General features: G+C 70.2%; 1 protein-coding gene. It reads right to left on the bottom strand.

Annotation, left to right across the window (positions count from 1 at the left end; all coding sequences use genetic code 11):
- Window positions 1–1,086, bottom strand: a 1,086-nt coding sequence (locus BQ7388_RS02395; protein WP_072499694.1) for an FtsW/RodA/SpoVE family cell cycle protein, incomplete at its 3' end; no start/stop codon positions are given.
- Window positions 1,087–1,180 lie beyond the last annotated feature (94 nt).

Raw genomic sequence — 1,180 nt, 5'->3', positions numbered from 1 at the left:
CCCCGCCAGCATGAGGCTCGCCATGATCGACGAGCCACCGTACGAGACGAAGGGGATGGGCTTGCCCGAGAGCGGGAAGGCCCCCACGACGCCGCTCACGTTGAGCAGCATCTGCGCGAAGATGAGGGTCGAGCAGCCGGCGGCGACGAGCCGGCCGGTGAGGTCGGGGGCGTAGCGCGCGATGCGGTAGCCGCACCAGAGCAGGAGGCCGAAGGCCGCCACGAGCCCCAGGGCGCCCAGGAGCCCGCACTCCTCGCCCACCATGGCGAAGATGAAGTCGTTGTAGGGGAAGGGCAGGTAGGAGTACTTGGCGCGCCCCATGCCTATGCCCACGCCGAAGAGCCCGCCCGAGCCGAAGGCATAGAAGCCCTGGATGAGCTGGTAGCCGTCCCCATAGGGGTCGCGCCAGGGGTCGAGCATGGTGAGGATGCGCGCGCGGGAGTAGCCGTCCTTGAGCGAGAGGAGCAGGAAGCCCAGGAAGCCCAGGGCGACGGCACCGGCGCAGAACCTCCAGTCGATGCCCGCGAGGTAGGCCATGACCAGGACGGTCACGGCGCAGACCATGGTGCTGCCCTTGTCGGGCTGGAGCACGATGAGCAGCAGGGGCACGCCCAGGACCACCGCCGCCCTGGCCAGGAAGCCCGGCTCGAAGCTGCCGCCCGTGCGACGGAACTCGTCCAGGAGCTCCGCGGCGGCGAGCACCACCGTGATCTTGGCGAACTCCGAGGGCTGGAAGTGCAGGGGCCCCACGGCGATCCAGCGCGTGGCGCCATAGGCGTCCTGGCCCGCGACGGGCAGAAAGATCAGGAGGAGCGCCAGCACGGTGCCCGCCCAGATGGCGGGGCCGATCCGGTGCGTCAGCGCGTGGTAGTCGATGCGGTAGAGGGCGTACGCGCCCACGACTCCCACGAGAGCGAAGCCCGCCTGCCTGGTCAGGTAGTAGGCGGGGTTGTTGCCCGCGTCGTCGGATATGAGGTTGAGGATGGACGAGGACGAGAAGACCATGACCAGGCCGAAGGCGACGAGTCCAAGGACGCAGGCCACGAACACCAGGCGCGGCCCCATGAAGCGCGCGGGGACGCCCATGATGAGGCCCTCGTCCGCGGCCTCCCTGCGAGGGCGCGCGCCTTGGTCCCGGCCTCCCTGGCCTCGACCGGCGTATGCGGCTCCGGGACGCAGG

Origin of the sequence: Olsenella phocaeensis (assembly GCF_900120385.1) — a bacterium.
Taxonomy (GTDB): domain Bacteria; phylum Actinomycetota; class Coriobacteriia; order Coriobacteriales; family Atopobiaceae; genus Olsenella_I; species Olsenella_I phocaeensis.
Note: the sequence above shows the minus strand (reverse complement) of the source record. Positions and strands in the feature narration are given on the sequence as shown.